Genomic DNA, 26,403 nt, shown 5'->3' on the forward strand with positions numbered 1-26,403 from the left:
CGTGCCGACACTCCGCTCACGCTCCAAGTGATTGATTTGCAAACCCCGCGCGCCGCCCTACCCACGGTCGAGCCCGCCCGGTGTTTGTCCCACCCATGAAACACTGAGGCCCTTTCGACCTTTAGCAGAGCGCCATATCGACTGCTAAGATGCCCCCATGACCCAGAACACCTTGTCCCTCCCGCTGGTTTCCAACAACCTCCCGGTGCCGAGCGCGCTCGGTTCGCTGGACGCCTACGTCAACGCCGTGCATCGCATCCCGGTGCTCACGGCCGAAGACGAGCAGGCGCTGGCGCGTCGCTTCCGCGAAGGCGAGGATCTCGACGCCGCACGCGAGCTGGTGCATTCGCACCTGCGCTTCGTGGTGCACGTCGCGCGCGGCTACAACGGCTACGGCCTGCAGCTGGGCGACCTCATCCAGGAAGGCAACATTGGCCTGATGAAGGCAGTCAAGCGCTTCGACCCCGACCAGGGCGTGCGCCTGGTGTCCTTCGCGGTGCACTGGATCCGTGCCGAGATGCACGAGTTCATCCTGAAGAACTGGCGCATCGTGAAGGTCGCCACGACCAAGGCGCAGCGCAAGCTGTTCTTCAACCTGCGCAAGTCCAAGACCCGCCTGGGCTGGATGAACGCCGAGGAAGTCCGCGCAGTCGCCCAGGACCTCAACGTGTCCGAGCGCGAAGTGCTCGAGATGGAATCGCGCCTGTCCGGTCGCGACATCGGCTTCGACGCGCCGGACGATGACGACGACAACGCGCCGCCGTCGCCGGTCGCCTACCTGCGCACCGACGCCGAAGACCCGTCGCAGACGTACGAGCGCGAGGACGAGGAAGACAACCACCTCGCCCTGCTGCGCGAAGGCCTGTCGGGCCTGGACCAGCGTTCGCGTGACATCGTCAAGCGTCGTTGGCTGGACTCGGAAAGCAAGATCACGCTGCAGGAACTGGCCGACGAATACGGCGTCAGCGCCGAGCGCATCCGCCAGATCGAGGCCAACGCGCTGAAGAAGATGCGCGCGCTGTTCGCCGCGTAAGCCGCGCACCACGATGCATCGAAACGGCCCGGGAAACCGGGCCGTTTTGTTTTGCGTGTCCGCTGCGCTCGTCGCAAGGATCGGATAGCGATGCGTGCATCGCACGCGGAACATGGCGTCATCGACCAGGAGCCATGCCATGTTTCGCATCCACGCGCTGCCTTCCGCGCAGTTCCAGCCGCTGTTCACGCTGTCCGATGGCGAACTCGCCGCGCGCGACATCCGCCGCGTCGTCGCCGATGAGCCGGGTTCGTTCCCGTGCCGCGTCAGCCTGCGCGACGCCGGGCCCGGCGAACGCCTGCTCCTGCTGCCGTTCGAACACCATCCGGTGCCGACGCCCTATCGCGCTTCGGGCGCCATCTTCGTGCGGGAAAACGCGTCCGAGGCGATGCCCGCGGTCGACGAAGTACCCGAGCAGCTGCGACGGCGGCTGCTGTCGGTCCGCGCCTACGGCGACGGGATGATGCGCATCGCCGATGTCGTCGACGGGACGGAGCTGAGCGCACTGGTCGAGCGCTTCTTCGCGCGGGCCGACGTCGACACGCTGCACGTGCACTTCGCGCGATACGGCTGCTACGCGTGTCGCGTCACTCGCGCGTGACGGCGGGCGGCGGCGCATCGCGTCCCAGGATGATCCGCGCGTGGCGCTGGTAACTCCAGTACGACCACGCCCAGTTGAGCAGCACGATGAGCCGGTTGCGGAAACCGATCAGGAAGAACACGTGCGCCGCGAGCCAGAACCACCACGCGAGCAGGCCGGAGATCCTGAAACCGTGCAGGTCGACGACCGCGGCCATGCGGCCGATCGTCGCGAGGTTGCCGAAGTCGCGGTAATGGAACGCCGGCGTCGGCCGGCCCGCAAGCCGCGCCTTGATCGCGTCGGCCACGTGCGCGCCCATCTGTTTCGCGGCCGGCGCGACGCCGGGCACGGGTTTGCCGTCCTGCTGCACGCTGGCCAGGTCGCCTGCGACGAAAATCTCCGGATGCCCGGGGACGCTGAGGTCGGCTTCCACCGGCACGCGACCGGCGCGGTCGCGCGGCACGTCGAGCAGCGCGCCCAGCGGCGACGCCGCGACGCCCGCCGCCCACAACACGGTGCGTGACGGCACGAAGGTGTCGCCGAGCGTGTAGCCGGTCGTGTCGATCGCGCTGACGGGCGTGCCGGTCACGACTTCGACGCCGAGCTTGTGCAGCTGCTTGCGGGCTTTCTCCGACAGCGATTCGGGAAACGATGCGAGCACGCGCGGGCCGCCTTCGATCAGCCGCACGCGTGCGTGCGAGGGGTCGATGTTGCGGAACTCGCGCGTGAGCGTGTGGCGTGCGATTTCCGCCAGCGTGCCGGCGAGTTCGACGCCGGTCGGACCGCCGCCGACGACGGCGAAGTTCAGCCACGCGTCGCGTTCGGCGGGATCGTCGCAGGCCTCCGCGCGTTCGAACGCCAGCAGCAGGCGACGACGGATCGCCAGCGCATCGTCCAGCGTCTTCAGGCCGGGCGCGTCGGCGCTCCATTCGTCGTGTCCGAAGTACGCGTGCGTTGCGCCGCTGGCGAGCAGCAGGAAGTCGTACGACAGCGCGGCGCCCTCGGCGAGCGACACCGTGCGCGCCTGCGTATCCAGGCCGATCACTTCGCCCAACCGCACCTCGACGTTGCGCTGGTTGCGCAGGATGTGGCGCAGCGGCGCGGCGATGTCGGGCGAGGACAGGCCCGCCGTGGCGACTTGGTACAGCAGCGGCTGGAACAGGTGGTGGTTGCGGCGGTCGATCAGCGTGATGCGCACATCGCTGCCGGCGAGCGCGCGCGTCGCCCACAACCCGCCGAAGCCGCCGCCGACGATGATCACGTGCGGACGTGGATCGGACGCCGTCATGCATGTTCTCCCGTGTTCGGAATGTCGAGGTCGCGGTCGATGCGCGAATGCGCCTTCGTGTCGCGCATCAACGCGTACACGCACAGCGACACCGCCACGCACGCGGTCACGTACACGTAGAACCACGACTCGTGACCGATCTGCTTGAACCACAGCGCGATGTACTCCGCGGTGCCACCGAACACCGACACCGTCAGCGCGTACGGCAGGCCCACGCCGAGCGCGCGGATGTGCGCCGGGAACAGCTCGGCCTTCACCACCGCGTTGATCGACGTGTAGCCGCTGACGATCAGCAGGCCCGACATCACCCAGACGAACGCGTCCGTCACGGTGCGCGAGGCGGCGATGCCGCTGAGGATGGTGTAGGTGAACAGCGTGCCGAGCACGCCGAAGGCGATGAGGATCGGGCGGCGTCCCGTGCGGTCGGACAGCGCGCCCACCAGCGGCTGCAGCAGCATGAACACGAACAGCGACGCGGCGGAGATCAGCGTGGCGTCCGCCTTGCTGAAGCCGCCGGTGTTCACCAGGAATTTCTGCGGGTACGTGGTGAACGTGTAGAACGACAGCGTGCCGCCCATGGTCAGGCCGATCACCGTGAGCACTTCGCGCGGGTGCTGCATCAGCACGCGCAGGCTGCCGCGCTGCTTGTTATCGCGCGTGCGCGCAACGGCGAAGGATTCGGTTTCCTGCATGCCGCGACGCAACCACAGCGCGGTCACCGCGCACAGCGCACCAACCACGAACGGAATGCGCCAGCCCCATGCGTGCAGCTGTTCCTCGGTGAGCAGCGCGCGCTGCAGGAGCACGAGCAGTGCGAGCGCGAGCAACTGGCCCATCACCAGCGTCACGTACTGGAAACTCGACCAGAAGCCGCGATGCTTCGACTGCGCCATCTCGCTCAGGTACGTCGCCGAGGTGCCGTATTCGCCGCCCACGCTCAGGCCCTGGAGCAGGCGCGCGAAGACCAGCAGCGCGGGCGCCGCGACGCCGATGCTTTCGAAGCCCGGCGCGACCGCGATCAGCAGCGATCCGGCGCACATCAGCAGGACCGACAGCATCAACGCGGCCTTGCGTCCGTGCCGGTCGGCATACAGGCCCATCAGCCAGCCGCCGACCGGGCGCATGAGGAAGCCCACCGCGAACACCGCTGCGGTATCGAGCAGCTGCGCGGTGGTGTCGCCCTTGGGGAAGAAATGCGGCGCGAAATAGATCGCGAAGGCGGAGTAGGCGTACCAGTCATACCACTCGACGAGGTTGCCGACCGAACCGCTGAAGATGCTGCGCAGGCGCTGGGTGGGTGTCATCGGGGCGGTGGCATCCATGCGCATAGTTTGCCCGAACGAACTCGAGGCCGCGTTGACGCCGCTCTTGTAGCCCGGGTAAGCGGAGCTCACCCGGGGACGCATTGGCGCGGCGTCTACCCCGGGTGCGGCCTTCGGCCTTACCCGGGCTACAAAAACAAAGCCCGGCGTGAGCCGGGCTTCGTCATCGACACATGCGATTGAAGTCTTACCCCAACCGCTCCGCCAGCATCGCCTCGAGCTTGCGCTGGTCGGCGGCGAACTTGCGGATGCCGTCGGCGAGCTTGTCGGTCGCCATCGCGTCTTCGTTGTGCTCCCAGCGGAAGCCGGCCTCCGAAAGGCGGGCCGGCGCCGGGGCGCGATCGCCGCCATCGACCAGCGCACGCGGCACGTCGCCGGTGCCTTCGGCCAGCGCGTGCAGCAGGTCCGGCGAGATCGTCAGGCGATCGCAACCGGCCAGCGCCAGCACCTGCCCGGTGTTGCGGAAGCTCGCGCCCATTACAACGGTGTTGAAGCCGTGGCGCTTGTAGTGATGCCAGATGCGCGTGACCGACTGCACGCCCGGATCGTCCTGCGGCGTGGCGGGCTTTTCGGCGCCGTTGGCCAGGTGCCAGTCGAGGATGCGGCCCACGAACGGCGAAATCAGGAACACGCCCGCCTCGGCGCAGGCCACGGCCTGGGCGAAGGAGAACAGCAGCGTGAGGTTGCACTGGATGCCTTCGCGCTCCAGCTGCTCGGCGGCGCGGATGCCTTCCCACGTGGAGGCGATCTTGATCAGCAGCCGCTCGCGGCCGATGCCGACCTGTTCGTACAGCGCGACGAGCTTGCGCGCCTGCGCCAGCGTGGCCTCCGTGTCGAAGCTGTGGCGTGCGTCCACCTCGGTCGAAACACGGCCCGGGATGAGCTTGAGGATCTCCACGCCCACCGTCACCGCGAGCAGGTCGGCGGCGTCGGCCACGCGTGCGGCGAGGTCGGTGCCGCGGGCCTGCGAGATCGCCGAGTCGATCAGCGGCGCGTATCGCGGCAGCGAGGCGGCCTTGAGCAGCAGCGACGGGTTGGTGGTCGCGTCGAGCGGGTGGAAGCGGGCGATGGCGTCGATGTCGCCGGTGTCGGCGACCACCGCCGAATAGGCGCGGAGTTGTTCGAGCTGGCTGGTCATGATCGGGTTCGTGGGGTCGTGTCGATGGTTCCGCCCCATTGTGGGGGATGGGGCGTGCAGGGGATAGCGCTATCCCGTTATGCCAGCCCGCGCCCGGCTGCGCTAGGCTCGCGGCAACGCCGCGGCCGGCGGCTTCGCGGGAACCCCGTCATGTCCGAACCCGAGCGCCGAATCGCCCTGCTCATCGATGCCGACAACGCGCCGGCAGCGAAGATCGACGTCATCCTGGCCGAGGTCGCCCGCCACGGCATCGCCAACGTCCGCCGCGCCTACGGCAACTGGAAGAGCCCGCACTTGAAGGGCTGGGAGGCGACGCTCCACGAGTACGCGATCCGGCCCATGCAGCAGTTCGCCTACAGCACCGGCAAGAACGCCTCCGACATGGCGATGGTCATCGACGCGATGGACCTGCTTTACGCCCGCAACCTCGACGGCTTCGCCATCGTCTCCAGCGATGCGGATTTCACCCCGCTGGTGATGCGCCTGCTCACCGACGGCATGAAGGTGTACGGCTTTGGCGAGAAGAAGACGCCGGAAGCCTTCCGCAACGCGTGTTCCAAGTTCACCTACCTGGAAGCGCTGGGCGGCGTGGCCGAGACCGAAAGCGCCGCGCTCACCAAGCCCAAGTCGCCGCAGGAACTGCGCGGCGACACGCGCCTGCTGCAGATGCTGCGCAGCGCGGTCGAGGCGGCCAGCGACGAGGACGGCTGGGCCCGTTTGAGCACGGTCGGCAGCCAGATCGGCAACCAGGCCTCGTTCGATCCGCGCAACTACGGCTACGGGAAACTCAGCGACCTGGTCGAGGCGATCGGCCTGTTCCAGAGCCGGCGCGAGAACCTGAACATCTGGATCCGCAATCCGCCCAGGAACGGCTCGGGCACCGGCAAGACGCAGAAGAAGGCCGCGACGAAAGCCGCCAAGAAAGCCTGAAACCGGCGCGTTCGCGTTGCCCGTGACGTAACACCCGCGGCCCTACACTCGCCGGCATGTCCGGCGCCGACGCCCGTGCAGGTTTCCTGCATCGTCGCGCGATCGTGGAGGCGATCGTGCTGTCGCCATGGCTGCTGCTCCCGCGTGCCGCACCGGCGCGCCAGGGGGCTTCGAATCGCGATGACCATGCCGCGCCGCGCGCGGCGTTGATCGCCGAGCTGCGCGAGCAGTCGCGCGACGATACTGGCAGCGCGACGCGCATCGATCCGGCCGTGCTCGCGATCCTCGCGCGCGTGCCGCGACACGAATACGTTCCGGCGTCGGAACGCAAAAACGCGTACGAGAACCGTCCGCTCGGCATCGGCTACGGGCAGACCATCTCGCAGCCGTACATCGTCGCGCTGATGACCACGCTCGCCGCGCCGCGCGCGGGCCAGTCGATCCTGGAAATCGGCACGGGCTCCGGCTACCAGGCGGCGGTGCTCGCCGAAACGCAGGCGAAAGTCCACACGATCGAGATCGTCGAGCCGCTCGCGAAACAGGCGGCGCAGCGGTTGCGTCGTTATCCGAACATGCAGGCGCGCGTCGGCGACGGCTATTACGGCTGGAAGGAGCACGCGCCGTTCGATGCGATCGTCGTCACCGCGGCGGCCTCGTCGATTCCACCGCCGCTCGTTGCGCAGCTGAAACCCGGCGGCCGCATGGTGATTCCCGTCGGCAGCAGCTTCTTCACGCAGACGCTGCTGCTGGTCCAGAAGGACGCGCAGGGCCGGGTGCGTACGCGGCAGGTGCTGCCGGTGCGCTTCGTTCCGCTGACGGGTGGCCCGTGAGCGTTGCCGATACCACGCAGCGCGCGTCGTCCACGCAGACGCAGGCGGGCGCCACGCATGCGCTCGCGCTTCCCGTCGCCATTGCGCTGGTGTCCGCCGCCGCACTCGCGTGGCAGCTGCTGCTGATGCGCTGGCTCGCGATCGCGCATTGGCACCCGTTCGCGGTGATGATCATCAGCCTCGCGCTGCTCGGTCACGGCGCGAGCGGGACGTGGCTCAGCGTCTGGCTACGCGGTGAGCGGCTTGCGCGGCTGCATCGCGATTTCGACGCGGCGTTCGCAACGTGCGCACTGCTGTTCGCGACCAGCGCGGCCATCACGTTGCTCGTCGCGCGCGCGATTCCCTTCAACGGGCTGGAGCTGGTGTGGAATCCGCGCCAGATGCTGTGGCTGGCGATGCTGTACCTGACGCTGTCGGTGCCCTTCTTCTTCGCCGCGGCCTGTTTTGGTCTGGCGTTCGCGCGGCACGGTTCGCGCATCCCGGCGTTGTACGGCGCGGACCTGATCGGCGCGGCGATCGGCACGCTCGCAGCACTCGCCGCCAGTGCGCGGCCCGTGGAGAAGGGCTTGCTGATAGCGGCGCTGTGCGGCCCGTTCGCGGCCGTGCTCGTCACTCGGCGCATCGTGTTGCGCATGGGGGCGCTGGTCGTTGCCATCGCGCTGGCGATGCTTTGGCCGACGCAGGCGCTCGTACCGCGCGCGAACGAGTTCAAGGGATTGAGCAAGGCACTGCTGCTGCCCGAGTCGCGCGTGATCGCGCGCAGCAGCGATCCTTACGGCAGCTTTGCGCTCGTCGAAAGCCCGAGCGTGCCGCTTCGATTCGCACCGGGGCTGAGCCTGTCGCACACCGACGAGCTGCCGGCGCAACTGGCGATCTACACCGACGGCGATGCCATGTCGCCGATCGTGCGCGACGACAGCCACATGAACTGGCAATGGCTGGACGACATGACCTCCGCGCTTCCGTACCGCATGCGCCTGCCCGATCGCGTGCTCGTGCTCGGAACCGGCGGCGGCATGCATGTACTGCAGGCGCTCACGCTCGGCGCGCGCCATGTCGATGCGGTCGAGCAATCCGCGCGCCGGCTCCACTGGGTGCGGGAGGAATTCGGCGCGTACTCGGGTCGGTTGCTGGACGACCGCCGCGTCAGCAACTTCGTCGCCGAGCCGCGTGCCTTCGTGCGCGCGAGCGGCGAGCGGTACGATCTGGTCGTGCTCGCCGGCGGTGAATCCTTCGCCAGCGGCGGCGCCGGCGTGCAGTCGACCAGCGAGCAGTACGCGCTCACGACCGAAGCGCTGCGCGATTACCTGCGCGCGCTGTCGCCGCGCGGCATGCTCGTGGTCACGCAGTGGAGCAAGCAGCCGCCGCGCGACGAACTCAAGCTGTTCGCCACGGCGGTGGATGCGCTGCGCAGCGAGGGCGTACGCGATCCTTCGCGCAACGTCGCGGCGATCCGCAACTGGGACGCGAGCACGTGGCTGGTCGCGCGTTCCGCGTTCGATCCGCATGCCATCGCCGCGCTGACGCGTTTCGCCGAACGTCGCGGCTTCGACGTCGTGCACGCGCCACGGTGGCGCGTCGATGCGCAGGCGCGGTTCCACCATCTCGATCCGCCGACGCTATACGAGGGCGTGCAGGCGCTGCTTTCGCCCGGCGCGCGCCAGTACATCGACGACTACCGCTTCGACATCGCGCCGGCGACCGACGACCGGCCGTACTTCTCGCATTTCTTCCGCTGGCGCAGCCTGCCGGAACTGTGGCGGCTGCGCGGGCAGGGCGGCGCGGTGCTGCTGGATTCGGGTTACCTCGTGCTCGTGGCGACGCTGGTGCAGGCGATCGTGCTGGCCTTCGCGCTCGTCCTGCTGCCGTTGCGCGCGCTCCGGCGCGAGTCCGTCGCCGGGGCCGCGCTGCGGCTTCGCATCGGCGCGTACTTCCTCGCGCTGGGACTGGCCTTCCTGCTGATCGAGATCGCGCTGCTGTCGCGGCTCACGCTGCTGCTCGGGCATCCATGGATCGCCGCCAATGTCGGGCTCGCGGCGATGCTGCTCTGCGCGGGCCTGGGAAGCCTGCAGGCGCAGCGCTGGCTGTCGGCGCCGAACGTCGACGATGCCGCGATCGCGCGCCGCATCGCGTGGTCCGTGCGTGCGATCGTGCTCGGCCTCGCGTGGCAGTTCGTGGTGCTGATCGCCGCGCATGCGCTGACGGCATCGTGGTCGCTGTGGGGGCGCGCCGCCATCGCGTTCGTCGGCATCGCGCCGCTTGCCTTCGCGATGGGCATGCCGTTCCCGCTCGGGCTCGCGCGCCTGTCGCGCACCGCGCCGTCGTTCGTGCCGTGGGCGTGGGGGCTGAACGGCTGTGCGTCGGTGGTCGCGGCGATCCTCGCGCTGCTGCTCGCGATTTCCTTCGGCCTGCGCGCAACGCTGGTGATCGCGCTCGCGCTGTACGTGTTCGCAGCGTGGGTGTGGCGGCCGGCTGCGTCTGAACCTCGACGTCAGTAGAGATCCACCGGGTCCACGTCGAGCGACCAGCGCACCTTGCGCGCCTCCGGCGAGACGTAGATCGCCGGAAGCGCGGCATCGAGCGCGGCGTGAAGGCTGCGGCGGTCGGCGGCGGAGAGCAGCAGCTGCATGCGCTGGAAGCCGGCGCGACGCGGCATCGGCGCCGGCAGCGGGCCGTGCAGGTCCAGCGGCGCGTGCACGTCGCGCAGCGTTTCGCGCGCCATGCGCAGGAACGCGTCGCAGGCCTGCACCTGCTGGGCTTCGGCGCGGAACATCGCCATGTGCGCGAACGGCGGAAAGCCGGCGACTTCGCGCTGTTCCAGCTCCGCGTCGGCGAATGCGTGGTAGCCGCCGGCCAGCAGCGTCGCGAGCAGCGGATGGCCCGGATGGTGCGTCTGCAGCAGCACTTCGCCCTTGCGCTGTGCGCGGCCGGCGCGCCCGGCGACCTGGATGAGCAACTGCGCGAGCTTCTCCGGCGCGCGGAAATCCGCCGAAAACAGCCCTTCGTCGACGCCGACCACGGCGACCAGCGTGAGGTTGGGCAGGTCGTGGCCCTTGGCCAGCATCTGCGTGCCGACGAGGATCCCGCGCTGCGTGCCGAACTTCGCCAGCGCCTGTTCGAGCGCGTCGCGACGCTGCGTCGTGCCGCGGTCGATGCGCAGCACCGGGACGTCGGGGAAGCGTGCGGTGAGTATTTCCTCGATGCGCTCGGTGCCCGCGCCCTGCGGTTGCAAGGCGAGGCCGCCGCAATCCGGGCACGCATCCGGCGCGGGACGACGTGCGCCGCAGTGGTGGCATTGCAGGCGAACCCCGCCCGCGTGCACGGTCATCGGCGCGTCGCAGCGCTGGCACTGCGCGCTCCAGCCGCAGTCGTGGCACAGCAGTACCGGCGCGTAACCGCGACGGTTCTTGAACACGAGCACCTGCCCGTCGGCGTCGAGCGCGTGGGCGATGGTGTCGAGCATCTCCGGCGACAGCCCGGCCTCCAGCGGCCGCTTGCGCACGTCGCACACGCGCACCGACGGCGGCTGCGCCTGTCCCGCGCGTTGTTGCAATCGCAGGTATTCGTAACGCCCCGCCTGCGCGTTGCGCAGCGATTCCAGCGATGGCGTCGCACTGCCGAGCAGCACCGGCACGCCCAGCGCCTTGCCGCGCACCAGGGCGAAATCGCGTGCGTGGTAGCGGATGCCATCGAGCTGCTTGAAGCTGCCGTCGTGTTCCTCGTCGATCACGATCAACCCAGCCTCGGGCAGCGGCAGGAACACCGCCGAGCGCGTGCCGACGACGACCCGTGCCTCGCCGCGCGCGAATGCGGTCCACGTACGGGCGCGTTCGCCATCGCCCAATCCCGAATGCAGCGCGTGCACCGGCACCCCCAGCCGCGCGCGGAAACGCGCCAGCGTCTGCGGCGTGAGGCCGATTTCCGGCACCAGCACCAGCGCCTGCTTGCCGCGCGCGAGGCAGTCGGCGATGGCGTGCAGGTAGACCTCGGTCTTGCCGCTGCCGGTGACGCCGTCCAGCAGCAGCGCGGCGAAGCCGTCGCGCGCGGCGAGGATGGCGTCGACGGCGGCCTGCTGTTCGGGGTGCAGCTCCGGGCCGGGGCGCGGTTCGATCGCGCGGGCGACGGCCGGCACGGCGACGCGCTCGGCCAGCTCGCGCTTGGCCAGCGCCCGGGCCGCGGCCCGCCAGTCGTCGAATTCGAGGTCGAGTCGGTCTTCGTCCAGCGGACCGCCCTGCAGGAGGTCCGCGAGCCGGCGCGGCTTGCCGGCGCGCAACCGTTCCCGCCCGGTCTGGCCGGCCTCGGTCAGGCGCCAGGCCCAGGCATGGGTGTCGGGCAGCGGCTCGCCGCGGCGCAGGGAGGCCGGCAGCGCGGTCGCCAGCACCTCGCCGAGCGGGGCGTGGGTGTAGCGCGCGAGCCAGTGCAGCGATTCGAACAGCTCGCCTTCCAGGACCGGATGGGGGTCCAGGCGCGCCAAGGCGTGTTTCGCTTCGGGCGCATCGGGGTCGGCCGGGCCTGTTTCGACGACGATCCCGACCAGTTCGCGGCTTCCGAACGGCACCCGCACCCGCAGGCCGACGTCGCCCGCCTCGACCGCCTCGCCCTCCGGCGGCCGGTAATCGAACAGGCGCGGCAGTGGCACGGGCAGGGCCACCCGCCAGACGGCGGGCGGGGGCGGAGGGGCAGCGGGCATCGGCGCAGTCTACCGGGGCCGCCCGGCCTCGAAAGGGGCCCGCAGAGCTTGCGGTGCATTGCTGCCTCGTCTGTGACAAAAATCACGCAAGTGCGCGTCGCCAAAGCGAAAACGTCCTTATCCACACGAGCTGTGGATAAATCTGTGCATGGCGTGTTGCGAGCAGGGTCCCATCGCTTGAAATAAGGCCTCGCAGCTAGGTTGGTGAAAAAAGTGCCAAAGCCGATATTCCTTTTTAGATCATGCACTTGGCCGTGAAACACGGTTGTCACCCGGCTGAAGGGCGCGTTCAGGAAGTCCTGCATGACGGTCGCGTTACTGCTGTGCACAACCGCTTTTCCGGTGCAGGCCGCGTCCCGCTTGGAGGAGCGCCTCGCTCAGCGTTGTCAAGCGCTATTTCACAGGCTCGCGTCGCTATGATGCGGCGCATGGTGATGCAGTCCCGATGAGCGTTTCCCCCGCTTCTTCACGCCCCTCAGGGCCCCCCGCGCTGTCCGCTTTCCTGCGCGGTGTGGAACGCCGCGGCGCCGTCCTGGCCGAACTCCAGGCCGGCGATGCCCATGCCGGCGACGCCGCCCTGGCCGACGCGATGCGTCAGTTCCGTCCCGAAGCCGGCAGCCTGCCGATGGCCGACTGGCCGCGACGCTTCTGGGCGCTCCTGCTGGCCCAGCCGCGGCTCGCGCACCGGACCGCGGTGGCCGTCGCGATCGAAGCCACCGACCGGCTCGGCGAGCTCGGCAGCGGCCCGCGCGCCGCGCTGCTTCTGCGGGTTGCGGCCGGGCTGTCGGAAGAAGAGGCCGCCGACGTCCTCGGCGTGAGCCTGGCGAGCTACCGCCTCGCCCTCCAGCGCGCCCTGCCGCACCACGCCGATGGCCGCGCCGACCCGCTCGCCTGGCAGCAGCTGCGCGAGCAGATCCACCGTCGCATCAAGACCTTGCCGCCCGATCGCCTGGTCCGCCTGAGTTCGGCCCGTGAGGCCGTGCTGCGCGGCGGCGACGTGGCCGAATCGGGCGCCGGCCCCGACGCCTCCCCGGCGTCGCGCCCCCGCTGGCTGATGCCGTTGCTGTGGGGCCTGCTCGCGCTGTGCGTGCTGGCGCTCGCCGCCACGTTCCTGCCGCTGGGCTCGCGCGTGGACGGCGTGGGCGGCAACCGTCGCGTGGAGATCGAACCCCTTCCCGAAGCCGCGTCGCCCGCCGCGACCTACGGCGAGGAGGCCGCGATGGTCATGCATCGCGACTTCGCGCTGATCGCCGACCCGCACGGCGAGGCGGCCGCGCAGGACATGGAGTTCAACAGCTGGCTGGCCGCGCAGCAGGCCGCGGGCGTCACCGCGCCCACGCCGCCGCCGGACGTACCGGTGCAGGAAGACGTCGCGCCGTCGCCGGTCGCGCAGGGCATCGCCGCCGAAACCCAGGCGGAGACCGAAGATGCGCCGTAAGCCGATGCGAGGACGCTGGACGTTGCTGGCGCTGGTGCTGGTCGCCGCCGTCGCGGGCTCGACGCCGCCTGAGCTGAAGGAGGTGGTGCAGCACCTGCCGCCCGCCCGGCAGGCCGAGCTGCGGGAGAACGCCCGCCGCTGGGACGCCTGGTCGCCGGCCGAACAGCAGGCCTTCCGCCAGCAGGCGGCGCGGTGGGATGCGCTGCCGCGCGCGCAACGCGACGAGCGCCGCGAGCGCTGGCTCGCCTGGCAGGCGCTGTCGCCGGCCGAGCGCGCGCAGGCGCAGGCGGCCGCGGCGCAGTACGCGGCGATGCCGCCCGACCTCCAGGGCGCGTGGCGTGCGCAGTTCAACGCGATGGATCGAAGCGAGCGGCGCGGCTGGCTGCTCGGTCCCGCGGTCGGCGCGGAGTACGCGATGCTCCAGCCCCTGCTCGCGCAGGTGCCCGAAGCCGAGCGCGCCGCGCTGCTGCGCACGTTGCGGTCGATGACGTCGCAGCAGCGGCGCGAACTGGGCGTGCTCGCGCAACGCACGCCGCCCAACGCGCGCGCGGCGCTGCGGCGCGAGCTGGTGTCGGTCAGCGCGCAGGAACGCGGCGACTGGCTCTGGCGGCGCCTGCAGCATTGAGCGCGGTACACGTCGCCCGGCGTTTGTAGCCCCGGTAAGCAGCGCACCCCGCCGATCAGCAATCCCGGCGCACCCGGTGCGGCCCGGCCTCAACCGCGCCGGTCGTCGCGTGGCGCTACATCCGCACGATGCTCGCGATGGTGATGAACACGACCATGAAACCGAGCAGCACGAAGTACAGGTTGCCGATGACCAGGTACCGCAGCGACGTCAGCAGCCAGCCGTTGCCGTACACGCGCTTCTGCATGATCCACAGGTAGACCGGCATCCACAGCCACAGCAGCAGCTCCAGCGTGCCGGAGATCCAGCCGAAGCCGGCCCAATGCGGCGTGATCGCGTTGTCCAGCGCCATCAGCAGGAAGAAGGCGAGGATCGCCAGGCACAGGTAGGCGTGGCTGTAGAGCGCGACGACGAGGTGTTCCAGGTACAGGCGCCTGGAGCCGACGTACGCCAGCTTGAGCAGCAGCGCGAACACCGGCACCAGCAGGAACAGCGCCGACGGCACCGCGCCGAGCATCGCCTTCACGAACAGCCCGGGATCGTGCTGCACGCGCGCCACGTTGTCCTTGCCGTGCGCGATCTGTCGGTTGACCCACTTGTTGACGAACTCCGGCGCCCACGAGAACACGAGCGGATTGAGTTCCTCGTCCCACGGCTCGTCGCTGCCGAACAACGTCAGGCGGCCGTCGCAATTGGTCTCGCCGTAGATGCGCGCATCGGCGGCGGCCTTGCGGCTGCGCGTGCCCTCGCTGACACGCGCCGCGGCGATCTCCAGCTGCGCGGCGCGACAGCCGGCGGCCTCGTTGGTTTCGCGGATCTCGGCCTGGAGGCGGCGGCGATCGGCGGTGCGCGCCGCGGGAATGGCGGCCAGTTCGGCCTGCTGCTTCGCGACGCGTTCGTTGCGCAGCACTTCGAGCTGGGCCAGCGTCTTGGCCTTGTCCATCTCGGGCGTGGACAGCGGCTCGCTGCGCTCGGCCTGGATTTCCTTCAGCGCCGCGGCCTTTTCCTTCTCGACTTCCTTCGCGGTGAGGTCCTGTTCGCGGATCAGCTGCTGCGTGCGTCGCTCGGCGGCGGCGTTCACGTCTTCCATCGCGATCTCGAACGGCCGGCGCACGTGCGGAAGCATGGTCGACACCGCATCGCGGCCTTCGGCCAGTTCGGCCAGTTCGGTCGCGCGGATGCGCTCGATCTGCTCGATGCTCGTCGCCGTGGCGAACCGCTTGTTCTCGCGGTTCACGTTCTGCGTGCGATTGGTGTTGCGCTCCACGCCCTCGTTGAGCAGCTCCACCGAGGTGTCCTGCGTTTCGACGTGGATCACCAGCTGCGCGACGAAGAACGTCAGCACGCTGAGCACGACGAACAGGCGCAGCGGCGCGACGTATTTCGCGCGCTGGCCGGACAGGTAGTTGATGGCGACGCGGCCGGGTGCGAGCAGGTCGCGCAGCGTGCGGAAGATGCGGCCGTCCAGGTGCCAGAACGCCTCGAACACTTCTTCCATCGCATGCCCGGCGTGGCGCACCGGGTTCACCACCGACTGCCCGCAGTCGTGGCAGTAGTGGCCCTGCAGCGCGGCGCCGCAGTTCTCGCAATGGGTCGGATGGGCGTCGTGCGACGCCGCGCTGCTGGAACTCATGTGGTCAACGCTCTCCCCGGCGCACGACAACAGGCGGTTCATGCCAAGCGGTTAAGATAGCGGGCCGCCGCGACCCGGCGCCAGCGCCCGACATTGGATGCGGTCGCGCGGCCGCAGTCGTGCGTCTGGTCCTTCCGATGTCGCTTCCCTCCGTTTCGCCCGGCCGCAAGGGCCTGTCCGGCGAAATCCGCACCACCGCCATCCTCGCCGCGCCGCTCGTGGGCGGGCACGTGTCCACGGGGCTGATCGGCTTCGTCGACAACGTGCTGGCCGGCCACCACGGCACGACCACGCTTGCCTCGGTCACCATCGGCACCGCGCTGTGGTGGCTGCCGATGATGGTGCCGATCGGCACGCTGCTGTCGGTGCCGCCGTCGGTGTCGCAGCTCGACGGCGCCGGGCGCCGCGAGGACATCGGCAGCCTGTTCCGGCAGGCGCTGTGGCTGGCGCTGGGGCTGGGGCTGGTGCTGTTCGCCTTCCTCACCTTCATCCCGCACGCGCTTGGGCCGATGGGCATCGCGCCGGAGATCATCCCCGGCGCGACGCAGTTCCTGCACGGCATCCGCTGGGGCGTGATCGCGCTGACGCTGTTCTTCTGCATGCGCTACCTCAGCGAAGGCCTGCACTGGACGCTGCCCACACTGCTGCTCAGCGCAGGCGGCCTGCTGATCCTGCTGCCGATGGGTTACACGCTGACCTTCGGCAAGTTCGGCTTCCCCGAAATGGGCGCCGGCGGGCTCGGGATCGCGTCGGCGATCATGCTGTGGGCGCAGGCGATCGGTTTCTTCATCGTGCTCAAGCGGTCGCGTCGCTTTGCCGACCTCAAGCTGTTCGAGCGCTTCGACCTGCCGCACTGGCCGACGATCCGTGGCCTGCTCGCCACCGGTCTGCCGATCGGCGTGACCGTGCTGATGGAAGGCGGGCTCTTCATCGCCACCGCGCTGCTGATGGGCCGCCTGGGCCAGGTGCCGGCGGCGGCGCACCAGATCGCGATCAACCTGTCCGCGCTGTGCTTCATGGTGCCGATGGGCCTGGCCGAGGCGACCACCGTCCGCGTTGGCCACGCGCTGGGTCGCGCCGATTTCGACGGCGTGCGCCGCGCCGCGAAGGCCGGTTACGCGATCGTGCTGGCGACGCAGCTGTTCTCGGGCATCGTCCTTTTGACCTGCAACGACCTGCTGGTGGGCTTCTACACGCGCGATGCGGCGGTCGCCACGCTCGCGGCGTCGCTGTTGCTGTACGCGGCGGCGTTCCAGTTCCCCGACGGCGTGCAGGTGCTGTCGGCCGGCGCGCTGCGCGGCCTGAAGGACACCCGCGTGCCGATGCTGCTGGCCGCCGTCGCCTACTGGGGCATCGGCATGCCGCTGGGCGCCGGGCTCGGCCTGGGCCTGGGCTGGGGGCCGCGCGGCATGTGGATCGGCCTGATCGCCGGCCTCACCGTCGCCTCCGTGCTGCTGTGCGTGCGGTTCGTCCGCTCGAGCCATCCCGACCGGCTCGTGATGCGGGGACCGTAGGTCGCCCGGCGACTTTCCATGCCCGCCGGATCACGGACCCGCCATACGGTCCGTGTTACGAATGGCGGGTGATTCCACGCCCGGGCGCGTTTACGCTGGCTGCGTGATCCAGGAGAACGTATGAACGACATTCCGCGTCGCGGTCCTATCGCCCGGTTCTTCATCGGCGTGTGGGATGCGATGAACTTCACCCGCCGTCTGATCCTGAACCTGCTGTTCCTGCTGCTGCTGTTCGTGTTCCTGATGATCCTGATGGCCGGGCCGCGCAACAAACCGCTGCTCGATCGCACGACGCTGGTGATCGCCCCCGAGGGCAACCTCGTCGAACAGTTCAGCAGCGATCCGCTGACCCGCGCGCTGGAACGCGCGCTCGGCGAGAAGGGCGGCGAAGTGCAGCTGCGCGATCTCGTGCGCGCGCTCGATGCGGCCGCGAAGGACAAGCGCGTCGAACGCGTCGTGCTCAACCTCGACAAGCTGCAGGCGGCCGGCATGGCGTCGCTGCGCGAAACGGCCGAAGCCATCGCGCGCGTGAAGGCCAGCGGCAAGCAGGTCGTCGCCTTCTCCGAGATGATGGACCAGAAGCAGTACCTGCTCGCCGCGCAGGCCAGCGAGGTCTACCTCGACCCGATGGGCGGCATGCTGCTGGAAGGCCTCGGCCGCTATCGCACGTATTACCGCGAAGGCCTGCAGGACAAGCTCGGCGTCGACGTGCACCTGTTCAAGGTCGGCGAATACAAGTCCGCCGCCGAACCGTACGTGCTCGATGCCGCCTCGCCCGAGGCGAAGGAAGCCGACCTGTACTGGATGAACGACGTGTGGCAGCGCTACCTCGCCGACGTGGCGAAGGCGCGCAAGCTCGACGCCGCGCAACTGTCGCAGCGCATCGACCAGATGCCCGAAGGCATCCAGGCCGCCAACGGCGATCTGGCGAAATTCGCGGTCGAAACCAGACTCGTCGATGGCCTGAAGACGCACGAGGAAGTCGACGACCTGCTCAAGCAGCGCGGCATCGCCGACGACGATGCGCCGGGCGGTTACCGCCAGGCGTCGCTGGAGGAATACCTCACGCAGATCGACAGCGGCATCAGCGCGGTCGATCCGCGCCCGCAGGTCGCCGTGGTCGTGGCCGAAGGCGAGATCCGCGGCGGCGAGCAGCCGCCGGGCACCGTCGGCGGCGTGTCCACCGCCGAGCTGCTGCGCGAGGCGCGCGACGACGACAACGTGAAGGCCGTCGTGCTGCGCGTGGATTCGCCCGGTGGCGAAGTCTTCGCTTCCGAACAGATCCGCCGCGAGATCGTCGGCCTGAAGAAGGCCGGCAAGCCGGTGGCCGTGTCGATGGGCGACCTGGCGGCCTCGGGCGGTTACTGGATCTCGATGGATGCCGACCGCATCTACGCCGACGCGTCGACCATCACCGGTTCGATCGGCATCTTCGGCCTGATCCCGACCATCCCGCGCGCGCTGGAGAAGATCGGCGTGCGCAGCGACGGCGTGGGCACCACGCGCTTCGCCGGCGCGTTCGACATCACGCGGCCGCTGCAGCCGGAGGTCGGGCAGGTGATCCAGTCGGTGATCGAGAAGGGTTATCGCGATTTCACCGGCCGCGTCGCCACGGCGCGCAAGAAGCCGGTGGAGCAGGTCGACGCGATCGCGCGCGGCCGCGTGTGGACCGGTGCGCAGGCGAAGGAGCGCGGTCTGGTCGATGAGCTCGGCGGCCTGCACCAGGCCATCGTGTTCGCCGCCAAGCGCGCCGAACTCGGCCAGCAGGGCGACTACCAGGTGCGCTACATCGAGAAGGCCGCGACGCCGTTCGAGCGCTTCTTCACCGGTTTCGTCGCGAGCCGCGCAGGCGGCGCGCTGATGCGCGATTCGGACCTCGCGCGTGGCCTGATCGCCAAGGCGTCTCCGCAGACCGCGAAGGACCTGCGTTTCCTCGAAAGCTCGATCACGCCCACGCGCGGCGTGCCGGTGAAGGCGCTCGCGTACTGCTTCTGCGGCTTCTGATCGCGCAAGGCCATCGCTGAGCAAACGAAAACGCCCGGCCACGAGCCGGGCGTTTCGTCATGCGCGACGCGATCGTCGCGTCAGGTGCCGTCGACGCCTTCCTGCGCGTCGATCGCCGCACGCTCGCGCTCGTTGGCTTCCAGCAGTTCCTTCTGCACGTTCTTCGCCTTGTCCAGCGGCGCGTTGATCGCGTCGCGCAACTGGGTGGCCTGCGGCTCCACCGGCCGCTCCTTCTCGGGCGGTTGCGGCTTGGAACAGCCCGCGACCAACGCCAGCATCGTCATCGCCATCAGCAGCTTCCGCACCATCCCCGCATCCTCGTGCCTGGTCCGCCGGCTATGCTACGCCGGCCGCCGCGCGCGGCAAGTTCCCGGTATGTGCCCCCAATCACGGAGACGGCGATGGACCCCAGGCGTTGGCGACTCGACGGGCAGCTGGCGCTGGTCACCGGCGGCAGCGCAGGCATCGGCCGTGCGATCGCGCGCGAACTGCTCGGCTTCGGTGCCGACGTCCTGCTCGCCGCCCGCGATGTCGCCGCGCTGGACGCGGCGCGCGCCGAGCTGCTGGAGGATTTCCCCGAGCGCGAAGTGCAGGCGTTCGTCGCCGACGTCGCCGACGAGGAACAGCGGCGCGAACTGCTCGACTGGGTCGAGGATTTCGGGGAAGGCCTGCACGTCCTGGTGAACAACGCCGGCGGCAACCTCACCAAGTCCGCCACCGATTACACCGAGGACGAATGGCGGCAGGTGTTCGAAGTGAACGTGTTCTCCGCGTTCGAACTCTCGCGCTACGCGCATCCGCTGCTCACGAAGCATGCGTCGTCGAGCATCGTCAACGTCGGCAGCGTGTCGGGCACGACGCACGTGCGCACCGGCGCGCCGTACGGCATGAGCAAGGCGGCGATGCACCAGATGACGCGCAATCTCGCGGTGGAGTGGGCCGAGGATGGCGTGCGCGTGAACGCGGTCGCGCCGTGGTACATCCGCACGCGTCGCACGTCCGACAAGCTCGCCGATCCCGACTACCTGGACGAGGTGCTGCTGCGCACGCCGCTGGGACGCATCGGCGAACCGGAGGAAGTCGCGGCCGCAGTGGCGTTCCTCTGCCTGCCGGCGTCGGGTTACATCACCGGCGAATGCATCGCGGTGGACGGCGGATTCCTGCGCTACGGCTTCTGAATGCGCGCCGGCGCCGGCCAATAAAAAGGCCGCCGGACGGTGCTGAATCGTCTGGCGGCCCGATGACAGGCGAGGACGCCTGTCGTTTGCCTGTCGAGGATCATGAACTTTCGTTCGTGGGACCTCCTTTCCAGGCAGATGTAGCGTAGCGCCGGCGCTGGAACAAACAGGTGAAGGCCGCGCGCCGCGCGCGTGACCCGCGCATAACATGCGCCCCCGCATCAATGAACGTGGCTCACGCACGACACGACTCATGGCTGCTGCATACGACGCCGCGCGCATGCGCATGGTGCGCAACCACCTTTCGGCGCGGGGACTGCACGATGCACGCGTGCTTGCCGCGATGGCGCAGGTGCCGCGCGAGCGCTTCGTCGATCCCGGCATGGAGGAGTTCGCCTACGAAGACAGTCCGCTTCCGATCGGCGAAGGCCAGACGATCTCGCAGCCGTACATCGTCGCGCTGATGCTGGAGGCAGCGGAGATCGCGCCCGGTGATCGCGTGCTGGAAGTCGGTACGGGATCGGGCTACGCCGCCGCGCTGATGTCGCGTCTGGCGCGCAAGGTGCACACCATCGAGCGCCACGCATCGCTGGCCCAACAGGCACGGGCGCGGTTCGCGCAGCTGGAATACGACAACATCGACGTCCATACCGGCGACGGTAGCCGCGGTCTTCCGGCTGCGGCGCCATTCGACGCGATCCTCGTTGCCGCGGGTGCGCCCGCGCCGCCGCAGTCCTTGCAGTCGCAGCTCGCGATCGGTGGTCGCCTCGTCATTCCGGTGGGTGACGAGGGCTCGGTGCAGGAGCTGCTCAAGATCCGTCGCACCGGTGAGGATTCCTTCGAACAGGAGAACCTCGGCGCCGTGATGTTCGTGCCGCTGATCGGTGAACAGGGCTGGGCCGAGGACGGACGACGCGCCGCGAGTCGCCACGTGCCCGCGACCGCGCGCGGCAACGACACCGCCTCGCTGATCGCGGAGCATGCGATACCGCTGCCGGATATCGACGACGAGGCGTTCGCGGGTGCATTCGAACGCTACGCCGATGCGCGCGTCGTGTTGTTGGGCGAATGCAGCCACGGCACGTCGGAGTTCTACTCGGCGCGCGCAGCGATCACGCGGCGCCTCGTCGAACGCCACGGCTTCACCATCGTCGCCGTCGAAGCGGACTGGCCCGATGCGTCCGTCGTGAACCGCCACGTGCGACGCCTGCCGGCACGCCCGCACGGCGCGGTGTTCGCGCGGTTCCCCACGTGGATGTGGCGCAACCGCGAGGTCGCCGCGCTCGCCGGCTGGATGTGCCGATACAACGAGGGGCGCGAGTACGAACAGCAGGTCGGCTTCTACGGCCTCGACATCTACAGCCTCAATGCGTCGATCGAAGCGGTGCTCGACTACCTCGACCGCACCGACCCCGAAGCGGCCGTGATCGCGCGCGAACGCTACGGTTGCCTCACGCCATGGCAGCGCTCGCCGGAAATCTACGGCCGCGCCGCGCTGCGGGCGGGCCACGCGTTGTGCGAGGACGCGGTGATCCGCCAATGCCGCGAGCTGCTCGATCACCGCCTTGGCGATGTCGACGAACTTCAGCCCGATCGTCTCGACGCCGCGCAGAACGCGCGCCTGGTCGCATCGGCGGAGCGCTATTACCGCGTGATGTACTACGGCGGCGCGGAAAGCTGGAACCTGCGCGACGAGCACATGGCCGACACGCTCGACCAGCTGCTGCGCGTGCACGGCCCGCGCTCGCGCGCCGTGGTGTGGGCGCACAACTCGCACATCGGCGACGCACGCCACACCGACATGGGCCAGTCGCGCGGCGAGCACAACATCGGCCAGCTCGTGCGGCAGCGGCACTCGGGCGAAACCGCGCTGATCGGCTTCGGCACGCATACGGGCACCGTCGCCGCCGCGCACGATTGGGGCGACGAGATGGAGGTGATGGACGTTCGGCCGTCGCGCAGTGGAAGCGTCGAGCGCCTGTGCCATGACAGCGGCGTGCGCCGTTTCCTCCTCGACCTGCGCGAGGGCCACGACGAAACGCTGCGTCGCGCGATGTCCGAACCGCTGCTGCAACGCTTCATCGGCGTCATCTACCGTCCCGCCACCGAACTGCAGAGCCATTACGCGCGCACCAGCCTCGCGCGCCAGTACGACGGCTACGTGTGGTTCGACGAAACGAGCGCCGTGCAAGCGATCTCCGGGCCAGGGACGTCGGACGAGCAGGTGCCGGAGACGTATCCGTTCGGTGTGTAACGGGCACTTTCGCCACGGGCGCGCACGATAGCGGTTGGGGAGAAAGATTCACGTGGACGTGTGACATGTCACGCACGAACTTGCCCGCTCACGTTTCAAGGAGCGAGGCATGGCAGCGCAGTCGGATCTGTGTTTCCGGTTTGCAGGGAGTGACGGGGCGGCATTCGACGTCGTCCGGTTCGAGTTGACCGAAGGACTTTCGCAACCATTCCGGCTGGAGCTCGAGCTCAGCAGTCCTGACGCCAACATCGGGTTGGACGCGCTGCTCGATTCGGAGGCAGCGTTCACCATCGAACGCGATGGCGAGCCGGTTCGCACGGTGCACGGCATCATCACGATGTTCGAGCAGGGCGAGACGGGGTTTAGGCGGACGCGCTATCGCGCGGTGGTCGAACCCGCATTGGCACGGCTCGGCCTGTGGCACGGCAGCCGGATCCATCAGCAGCTGTCCGCGCCCGACATCCTGCGATCGCGCCTCAAGGAGCGCGGGCTGGCCGCGAGCGTCAAGGCGTCGCGGTCGCACGAGACGCGCGAGTACTGCGTCCAGCATCGCGAAACCGACCTGGCCTACTTCGCCCGCCTCGCGGCGGAAGAGGGTTTCGCCTACTACTTCGATGCGAGCGCGCAGTCGCGGCTGACGCTTACCGATGTCCTGGCCGGCGGCCCGGCGCTTGCGGGTTCGGACGACATCGGGACGGTCGCGTACCAGCCCAATCCCGGCGGCGATGCCCGCGAGCCGCGTCTGTGGCACTTCGCGCTGCGCCGACAGCTTGCGCCCACGCGCGCCGTGCAGCGCGATTACACGTTCAAGAATCCGCCGTACGACCTCGAGCAGACCGCCCACGCGCGCGATACCGTAGGCGACTACGAGCACTACGACGCACCCGGCCGCTACAAGCGCGGTGAAGCCGGGCGTCCGTTCACGGCCACCCGTCTGGCGGGCCTGCGCAGCGAGGCGATCACCGCCACGCTCGAAGGCGACGACGCCCGCCTCTGGCCGGGTCTGGCGTTCCTGCTGGCGGATCACCCCTCCGAACCCCTCAACCGCGACTGGCGCGTCATCGCCATGCGCCATGTCGGCGAGCAGGCCGTTTCGCAGGAGGAGGACGGCGCGCTGGCCGACCAGGGCACGCGCTATTCCTACACCGCGCAGGCCGTGCCGGCGGACATGGAGTGGCGCCCGGCGCCGCTGCCGCGCCCGATCATGGACGGCCCGCAGATCGCGCACGTCGTCGGTCCGGAAAATGAGGAAATCCACGTCGACGAACACGGTCGGGTGATGGTCTGGTTCCCGTGGGATCGCGAAGGTCCGCGCGAGAACAGCACCTGCTGGATCCGCGTCTCGCAGGGCTGGGCCGGCGCGAGCTACGGAATGATGGCGATCCCGCGCATCGGCCACGAGGTGATCGTCAGCTTCCTCGAGGGCGATCCGGACCAGCCGATCGTCACCGGCCGCACGTACCACGCCGCCAACCGCCCGCCGTATGCGTTGCCGCAGCACAAGACGCGCAGCACGTGGAAGTCGCAGACGCACAAGGGCGAGGGTTCGAACGAGATACGCTTCGAGGATCAGGCGGGCGCGGAGGAAATCTACGTCCACGCGCAGAAGGACCAGAACATCGTCGTCGAGCACGACGAGACGACACGCGTCGGGCATGACCGCAGCGAGGACGTCGGCAACGATGAGACGATCCAGATCGGGCACGACCGCACCGAGGCCGTCGGCAACGATGAAACGCTGAGCATCGGACAGGATCGGCGCGAGACGATGGGGCGCGATCACGCGATCGAGGTTGGGCGGAATCGGCAGGTCACGGTCGGCAAGGATCTGATCGAGAGCGTTGGCAACGTCCGCGTCGAGAAGACTGCCTCAGACCGCAACGTCGAAACGGGAGGGCATTACTCGCACAGGGTGGAAGGCAGGCACGACACGGAGGCAGGTGAGCGGATCACGCAGCGCACGCGCGTTCTCGAGTTGCATGCGAAGGACCTAGCAACCATCCGCGGGCCGGGCGGCACGATCACTATCGACGAGCTGGGCATCACACTGAGCGCCTTGAGCATCCACTTGAAAGGCCCGGTTCGTGTCGAGAACGAAGGCCGTGGCGATGCGTTGGAGCTGGAAGCCAACCTGCTGAGCCCGCTTCCGCCAGACGAGATCTGCATCCCATGTTTCCTGCTGGCCGCCGCGAACGGCGCAGCGGTTGTGCCCAGATGAGCAGGCCTCCCATGCAAACCTACCTGCTGTTCGACCTGGCACTTCTTCGCGGTACGGACGAACTCGCTGCTTTGTTGGCCCAGCCCGAAGGTGTCGCGCTGTACGACGATCTTGGGGCGACCGCGCTGGAGGTCGGGCCGCTTCTCTTCACCGCGGCTTCCGTTGTCGATCTGGCGCAAGCTCTGCTTGCCAGCGGCGGACAAAGCCGCGCTGCGTGTAGTCAGCTGGTCTCCACTGCGAACCTTGACGAAATAGCGATTCATCTGCGCGCGCTTCGGTTGCTGCGCGCGAGTGGAGAGCGCGAGTTCTATTTCCGTTACGCCGACGGCCGTGCATTCCAGGCAATGTGGCAGGTGCTTGCCGATGAGCAGCGGGCTGCGATGATGGGCCCGGTCCACTCGTGGGAATGTGCCGCGCTTGGTGGGAATGCGACACGTAGGACCTCGCCGATGCTTCCCGTGGGCACGCAACCCGCCTCCCTTCCGTTGCGGTTATCTCCATCCCAGTGGCATGCACTGCTGGAATGCACGAGGGTCGAGGAGCTCCGCCAGGCGACTGCCCTGCTGGCGCGGTCAGCGCAGCCGCCCTGCCTGGAGGATGAACACATGCAGCGCACGTGGACGCGGGAAACCTTCCGCCTGCTTTCTCGCTACGGCATCGAAGATCCGGTCGTCCGCGTCACCGCCAATCTGGTGATGTGGCAGAGCCGCGGACGTTTTTCCCGCGACACCGTGTTCCACGTCGCATTGCGAGATGCGGAGCGAAAGGGGCAGGTCGACTACCTGCGCTCATTCGGCGCGTTGGGGTCTGCATGAGAAGTACCGGTACGGGACGGAGGGTCGCGGCGCAGCCTGGCGCTAGCAACGGTTCGATGTGTATCGCCGGTCATGACGCGCGTCGACGGTGGCGCGGTCGCACGCGGATGCTGTCAATCCGGGCGGTAGCGATCGGGGTCGCTTTGCTGGTGTTGGGCGCATGTAAGGCGGACACGTACACATCAGCGGATCTCGCATCGCATGAGGCATTTCTAAAAGCGGCTGCGGTGTGCGAAAAAATCAAGAACGCCAACGAAAGGGAGGCGTGCTGGGCAGAAGCGCCGGTGGACTGGACTGACACGGACCCGAACGAGATTACGGGAGTGTCGCTCACGGGTATCGACCATCTCGCCGACCACCTGAGCGTGCAGGAGTTCTCGGTGGATGGCGCATCGGGCGCTCAGGCTGGGAAAGGCGGAAGGATCACCTGCTGCGCGAAGCTGCCAAATCGCTGGCGCCCGGGCCTGACGGTGGAAGTGCGATGGAACGTGACCAACTGGCGTGATTGCACGGGGGAGGAGCATGTGAGACGCGTCCCCGTCGAGCCTTATGAACTGGCGGACCACATGTACGTGCATTTCCTCGCGGGCGGCAACGTGAAAGTGGTCTCCTCGTTTTGGCATCCGGGCGGCGCCAATCTGCCGAGTTCCAAATATCCGATCAAGGATCCAATTCCGGACAAACACCCTTGGGCGCAGTACCCATTCGAAACGACCTGTAAGCACAAGATGCGCGCGAAGGAGCGCAGGTGACCGTCATGAATTCACGCGAACAGGTTCAGTCAGCGGCTCAGCCGGTTGGTGGAGAAACGAGGCGTCGTCGGGAACGCACCTGCGCGACGCGGTGTGGCGTTGGCATGAGGTCGAGGTGGATCGCCGGTCGTGACACTCGCCGGCGGTGGCGCGGATGCTCG

General features: G+C 68.8%; 19 protein-coding genes and 1 pseudogene. 14 read left to right on the forward strand and 6 right to left on the reverse strand.

Annotated elements, in window-relative coordinates:
• The first annotated feature begins 157 nt into the window (after positions 1 to 157).
• Positions 158 to 1,033, forward strand: a complete 876-nt coding sequence (gene rpoH, locus LA521A_RS01550) for an RNA polymerase sigma factor RpoH (RefSeq protein ID WP_281780637.1) — start codon at positions 158 to 160, stop codon at positions 1,031 to 1,033.
• Positions 1,034 to 1,172: 139 nt separating this feature from the next.
• Entirely contained in the window at positions 1,173 to 1,634 is a 462-nt protein-coding gene (locus LA521A_RS01555) for a DUF1203 domain-containing protein (protein ID WP_281780638.1), read from the forward strand.
• Here LA521A_RS01555 and LA521A_RS01560 read toward each other — a convergent pair.
• The 3 genes from LA521A_RS01560 to tal all read right to left on the reverse strand — a co-directional run bounded on the left by LA521A_RS01560 (position 1,621) and on the right by tal (position 5,361).
• On the reverse strand, positions 1,621 to 2,901 hold the full coding sequence (locus tag LA521A_RS01560) for an NAD(P)/FAD-dependent oxidoreductase (protein ID WP_281780639.1): 1,281 nt from the start codon (positions 2,899 to 2,901) through the stop codon (positions 1,621 to 1,623). The two genes, LA521A_RS01555 and LA521A_RS01560, sit on opposite strands and share 14 nt — an antisense overlap.
• On the reverse strand, positions 2,898 to 4,223 hold the full coding sequence (locus LA521A_RS01565) for an MFS transporter (RefSeq protein WP_281780640.1): 1,326 nt from the start codon (positions 4,221 to 4,223) through the stop codon (positions 2,898 to 2,900). The genes LA521A_RS01560 and LA521A_RS01565 overlap by 4 nt, the downstream gene beginning before the upstream one ends.
• 187 nt (positions 4,224 to 4,410) lie before the next feature.
• A complete protein-coding gene (tal, locus tag LA521A_RS01570) occupies positions 4,411 to 5,361 on the reverse strand; it encodes a transaldolase (protein WP_281780641.1) in 951 nt (316 codons plus the stop codon).
• A 150-nt stretch (positions 5,362 to 5,511) separates the two neighbouring features.
• Between tal and LA521A_RS01575 the strand changes: the two genes are divergently transcribed.
• The 3 genes from LA521A_RS01575 to LA521A_RS01585 are packed head-to-tail and all read left to right on the forward strand — an operon-like array spanning position 5,512 to position 9,619.
• Positions 5,512 to 6,291 (forward strand): NYN domain-containing protein, encoded by a 780-nt coding sequence (locus tag LA521A_RS01575; protein WP_281780642.1) that lies wholly within the window; start codon positions 5,512 to 5,514, stop codon positions 6,289 to 6,291.
• 56 nt (positions 6,292 to 6,347) lie between these two features.
• Complete coding sequence (locus LA521A_RS01580) at positions 6,348 to 7,121, forward strand: protein-L-isoaspartate(D-aspartate) O-methyltransferase (protein ID WP_281780643.1); 774 nt, start codon at positions 6,348 to 6,350, stop codon at positions 7,119 to 7,121.
• Positions 7,118 to 9,619, forward strand: coding sequence for a spermidine synthase family protein (locus LA521A_RS01585; protein WP_281780644.1), 2,502 nt, complete (start codon positions 7,118 to 7,120; stop codon positions 9,617 to 9,619). Before LA521A_RS01580 ends, LA521A_RS01585 begins: the two co-directional genes overlap by 4 nt.
• Here LA521A_RS01585 and LA521A_RS01590 read toward each other — a convergent pair.
• A complete protein-coding gene (locus LA521A_RS01590) occupies positions 9,613 to 11,811 on the reverse strand; it encodes a primosomal protein N' (protein WP_281780645.1) in 2,199 nt (732 codons plus the stop codon). The two genes, LA521A_RS01585 and LA521A_RS01590, sit on opposite strands and share 7 nt — an antisense overlap.
• 511 nt (positions 11,812 to 12,322) lie before the next feature.
• On the opposite strand from LA521A_RS01590, the gene LA521A_RS01595 reads away from it, so the two are divergent.
• Together LA521A_RS01595 and LA521A_RS01600 are read left to right on the forward strand one after the other, a co-directional pair.
• Entirely contained in the window at positions 12,323 to 13,249 is a 927-nt protein-coding gene (locus LA521A_RS01595; RefSeq protein WP_281780646.1) for a sigma-70 region 4 domain-containing protein, read from the forward strand.
• Positions 13,239 to 13,874 (forward strand): DUF3106 domain-containing protein, encoded by a 636-nt coding sequence (locus LA521A_RS01600; RefSeq protein ID WP_281780647.1) that lies wholly within the window; start codon positions 13,239 to 13,241, stop codon positions 13,872 to 13,874. The genes LA521A_RS01595 and LA521A_RS01600 overlap by 11 nt, the downstream gene beginning before the upstream one ends.
• Before the next feature lie 1,323 nt (positions 13,875 to 15,197).
• On the opposite strand, the pseudogene LA521A_RS18975 reads toward LA521A_RS01600, so the two are convergent.
• Positions 15,198 to 15,507 (reverse strand): annotated as a pseudogene (locus LA521A_RS18975) (DUF3667 domain-containing protein); the annotation flags it as partial.
• Positions 15,508 to 15,644: 137 nt separating this feature from the next.
• On the opposite strand from LA521A_RS18975, the gene LA521A_RS01610 reads away from it, so the two are divergent.
• Positions 15,645 to 17,021: an MATE family efflux transporter gene (locus LA521A_RS01610; protein WP_281780649.1), complete on the forward strand. Its 1,377-nt coding sequence runs from the start codon at positions 15,645 to 15,647 to the stop codon at positions 17,019 to 17,021.
• A gap of 120 nt (positions 17,022 to 17,141) precedes the next feature.
• Complete coding sequence (gene sppA, locus LA521A_RS01615; protein ID WP_281780650.1) at positions 17,142 to 19,025, forward strand: signal peptide peptidase SppA; 1,884 nt, start codon at positions 17,142 to 17,144, stop codon at positions 19,023 to 19,025.
• Positions 19,026 to 19,105: 80 nt separating this feature from the next.
• Here the strand turns inward: sppA and LA521A_RS01620 are convergent, their stop codons facing one another.
• A complete protein-coding gene (locus tag LA521A_RS01620) occupies positions 19,106 to 19,333 on the reverse strand; it encodes a hypothetical protein (protein WP_281780651.1) in 228 nt (75 codons plus the stop codon).
• A gap of 93 nt (positions 19,334 to 19,426) precedes the next feature.
• Between LA521A_RS01620 and LA521A_RS01625 the strand changes: the two genes are divergently transcribed.
• The 5 genes from LA521A_RS01625 (at position 19,427) to LA521A_RS01645 (ending at position 26,242) form a co-directional block, all read left to right on the forward strand.
• Positions 19,427 to 20,203 (forward strand): SDR family oxidoreductase, encoded by a 777-nt coding sequence (locus LA521A_RS01625; protein ID WP_281780652.1) that lies wholly within the window; start codon positions 19,427 to 19,429, stop codon positions 20,201 to 20,203.
• A gap of 253 nt (positions 20,204 to 20,456) precedes the next feature.
• Positions 20,457 to 22,457, forward strand: a complete 2,001-nt coding sequence (locus LA521A_RS01630) for a protein-L-isoaspartate(D-aspartate) O-methyltransferase (RefSeq protein WP_281780653.1) — start codon at positions 20,457 to 20,459, stop codon at positions 22,455 to 22,457.
• A 184-nt stretch (positions 22,458 to 22,641) separates the two neighbouring features.
• Positions 22,642 to 24,675 carry a type VI secretion system Vgr family protein gene (locus tag LA521A_RS01635; protein ID WP_281780654.1) on the forward strand — a complete coding sequence of 678 codons (2,034 nt, stop codon included), beginning with the start codon at positions 22,642 to 22,644 and terminating at the stop codon, positions 24,673 to 24,675.
• An 11-nt stretch (positions 24,676 to 24,686) separates the two neighbouring features.
• On the forward strand, positions 24,687 to 25,490 hold the full coding sequence (locus LA521A_RS01640) for a DUF4123 domain-containing protein (RefSeq protein ID WP_281780655.1): 804 nt from the start codon (positions 24,687 to 24,689) through the stop codon (positions 25,488 to 25,490).
• Positions 25,491 to 25,597: 107 nt separating this feature from the next.
• Positions 25,598 to 26,242, forward strand: coding sequence for a DUF3304 domain-containing protein (locus LA521A_RS01645; RefSeq protein WP_281780656.1), 645 nt, complete (start codon positions 25,598 to 25,600; stop codon positions 26,240 to 26,242).
• Positions 26,243 to 26,403: the final 161 nt, after the last annotated feature.

The organism is Lysobacter auxotrophicus (genome assembly GCF_027924565.1).
In the GTDB taxonomy this organism is placed as follows: Bacteria; Pseudomonadota; Gammaproteobacteria; order Xanthomonadales; family Xanthomonadaceae; genus Lysobacter_J; species Lysobacter_J auxotrophicus.

Bases quoted from the DNA above. Each gene is read 5' to 3' on its own strand.
- LA521A_RS01625 (WP_281780652.1), top strand. From the start codon at position 19,427: ATGGACCCCAGGCGTTGGCGACTCGACGGGCAGCTGGCGCTGGTCACC.
- LA521A_RS01640 (WP_281780655.1), top strand. From the start codon at position 24,687: ATGCAAACCTACCTGCTGTTCGACCTGGCACTTCTTCGCGGTACGGAC.
- sppA (WP_281780650.1), top strand. From the start codon at position 17,142: ATGAACGACATTCCGCGTCGCGGTCCTATCGCCCGGTTCTTCATCGGC.
- LA521A_RS01565 (WP_281780640.1), bottom strand. From the start codon at position 4,223: ATGGATGCCACCGCCCCGATGACACCCACCCAGCGCCTGCGCAGCATC.
- LA521A_RS01630 (WP_281780653.1), top strand. From the start codon at position 20,457: ATGGCTGCTGCATACGACGCCGCGCGCATGCGCATGGTGCGCAACCAC.
- LA521A_RS01645 (WP_281780656.1), top strand. From the start codon at position 25,598: ATGCTGTCAATCCGGGCGGTAGCGATCGGGGTCGCTTTGCTGGTGTTG.
- LA521A_RS01580 (WP_281780643.1), top strand. From the start codon at position 6,348: ATGTCCGGCGCCGACGCCCGTGCAGGTTTCCTGCATCGTCGCGCGATC.
- LA521A_RS01600 (WP_281780647.1), top strand. From the start codon at position 13,239: ATGCGCCGTAAGCCGATGCGAGGACGCTGGACGTTGCTGGCGCTGGTG.
- LA521A_RS01560 (WP_281780639.1), bottom strand. From the start codon at position 2,901: ATGACGGCGTCCGATCCACGTCCGCACGTGATCATCGTCGGCGGCGGC.
- LA521A_RS01590 (WP_281780645.1), bottom strand. From the start codon at position 11,811: ATGCCCGCTGCCCCTCCGCCCCCGCCCGCCGTCTGGCGGGTGGCCCTG.
- LA521A_RS01610 (WP_281780649.1), top strand. From the start codon at position 15,645: ATGTCGCTTCCCTCCGTTTCGCCCGGCCGCAAGGGCCTGTCCGGCGAA.
- tal (WP_281780641.1), bottom strand. From the start codon at position 5,361: ATGACCAGCCAGCTCGAACAACTCCGCGCCTATTCGGCGGTGGTCGCC.
- LA521A_RS01555 (WP_281780638.1), top strand. From the start codon at position 1,173: ATGTTTCGCATCCACGCGCTGCCTTCCGCGCAGTTCCAGCCGCTGTTC.
- LA521A_RS01620 (WP_281780651.1), bottom strand. From the start codon at position 19,333: ATGGTGCGGAAGCTGCTGATGGCGATGACGATGCTGGCGTTGGTCGCG.
- rpoH (WP_281780637.1), top strand. From the start codon at position 158: ATGACCCAGAACACCTTGTCCCTCCCGCTGGTTTCCAACAACCTCCCG.
- LA521A_RS01575 (WP_281780642.1), top strand. From the start codon at position 5,512: ATGTCCGAACCCGAGCGCCGAATCGCCCTGCTCATCGATGCCGACAAC.